Raw genomic sequence first — 1,324 nt, 5'->3', positions numbered from 1 at the left:
GGGTACAGCCGGGCGAAGGCCTCGGCGTGGAAGCCCGCGATCGAGTGCCCCACCACCGTCACCGGCCCGGCCGCCCCCACCGCGTCCAGCACCGCCGCGATCCGGTGGGCCTCCCCCGAGGCCGTCGGCGGCGCCGGGGCCGGACCGGAGAGGCCGTGGCCGGGGCGGTCGAAGCGGACGACCGTGCGGTGCGGGGCGAGCCGCCGGGCCACCTCGTCCCAGTCGAACCAGGCCATGCCCAGGCCCGCGCTGAGCAGCACGGGCGGACCGTCGCCCGCCACCACCACGTGGTGCGGCACCCCGTCGATCCGTACGAAGGTCATACTCGATTCTCGCGCCCGACCGCGTACGCGAGCACCCCCAGCCACACCGCCACGACCAGTACCTGCGTCCGCTGCCCGGCCCCCAGCCACCAGGTGCCGCGCCCTGCCTCGAACGCGGCGACGGCGCCCAGCGTCCACGCGGTGGCGGCCACTTCGAGCACAAGGAGGACCGGCCCGGACCGGGCCAGCGGGGCCCAGCGGCCGTAGCGGCGGGCGGCGACCGTGAGCGCCACGACGGCCGCCAGCGCGCCGGTCATCGCGAGGCTGCTGCTCACCACGTGCGCGGTGTGCGTGGCCGGGACCAGCCCGGCCGTCTCCCGGGCCGCGCACTCAGGGTCGGCGGTCGGCGCGCAGCTCAGCGGGAGCCGGGAGTCGGCCGCGGTCGACGCGCCGAACAGCACGAGCCCCGACCACCCGGCCACCGACCAGCCCCGCCCGTCGCACCGCCACAGCGCCCACGCCGCCCCGGAGAGCACCAGCACCCCGGCCGTCAGATCGGTGGCCCGGAAGAGCCCGCCGAGCGGCTGGTCGGCCGCGGCGAGCTCGCTCACGTACGTCTGGACGGGGTCGAGCCCGGTATGGAGGACCACTTCGAGCACCCACGCGGTGTACGTGAGGGCGCCGAGCGCCAGCAGGATCACGGCGGGCCGGACGCGTGAACCGATCGGGTGCATGGTGGCGCTGATGGTACTTATCGCGGTCTCCTCATGGGCCCATGCTCACCGCGGCACCCCGGCCCCGCACGTCGGGGTATACCGGGTGGGGGTAAGGTGCGGTCCATGGGGAGCGGGCGGAGGAGGACGGCGTACGGGCAGGTGCTGCTCTGTGCCGCGCTGCTCCTCGGCATCTTCACGATGCACACGGTCGGGCACCCGGCCGAGCACTCCTCCCCGGTGACGGCCGTGGAGCAGCACTCCGAGGTGTCCTCCTCGATGGGCTCGACGGCCTCCCCGATGTCCGGTGGGGCGACCGCCGGAGAGCAGCCCGTCGCCGCCCACCAC

At 75.7% G+C, this 1,324-nt stretch carries 2 protein-coding genes and 1 pseudogene; 1 reads left to right on the top strand and 2 read right to left on the bottom strand.

Annotated features, from left to right (window positions below; genetic code table 11):
* Both ACJA3G_RS37120 and ACJA3G_RS37115 read right to left on the bottom strand, forming a co-directional pair.
* A partial coding sequence (locus ACJA3G_RS37120) for an alpha/beta fold hydrolase (RefSeq protein WP_406557411.1) occupies nucleotides 1-323 on the bottom strand: 323 nt, incomplete at its 3' end.
* Nucleotides 320-997: a DUF998 domain-containing protein gene (locus ACJA3G_RS37115; RefSeq protein ID WP_406557410.1), complete on the bottom strand. Its 678-nt coding sequence runs from the start codon at nucleotides 995-997 to the stop codon at nucleotides 320-322. The genes ACJA3G_RS37115 and ACJA3G_RS37120, both read right to left, overlap by 4 nt.
* 105 nt (nucleotides 998-1,102) lie before the next feature.
* Between ACJA3G_RS37115 and ACJA3G_RS37110 the strand changes: the two are divergent.
* Nucleotides 1,103-1,324 (top strand): annotated as a pseudogene (locus ACJA3G_RS37110) (hypothetical protein); the annotation flags it as partial.

Origin of the sequence: Streptomyces sp. YS-3 (genome assembly GCF_045257485.1) — a bacterium.
Taxonomy (GTDB): Bacteria; Actinomycetota; Actinomycetes; order Streptomycetales; family Streptomycetaceae; genus Streptomyces.
The sequence above is the reverse complement of the archived record's forward strand: the minus strand, read 5'-3'. Positions and strand labels throughout refer to the sequence as shown.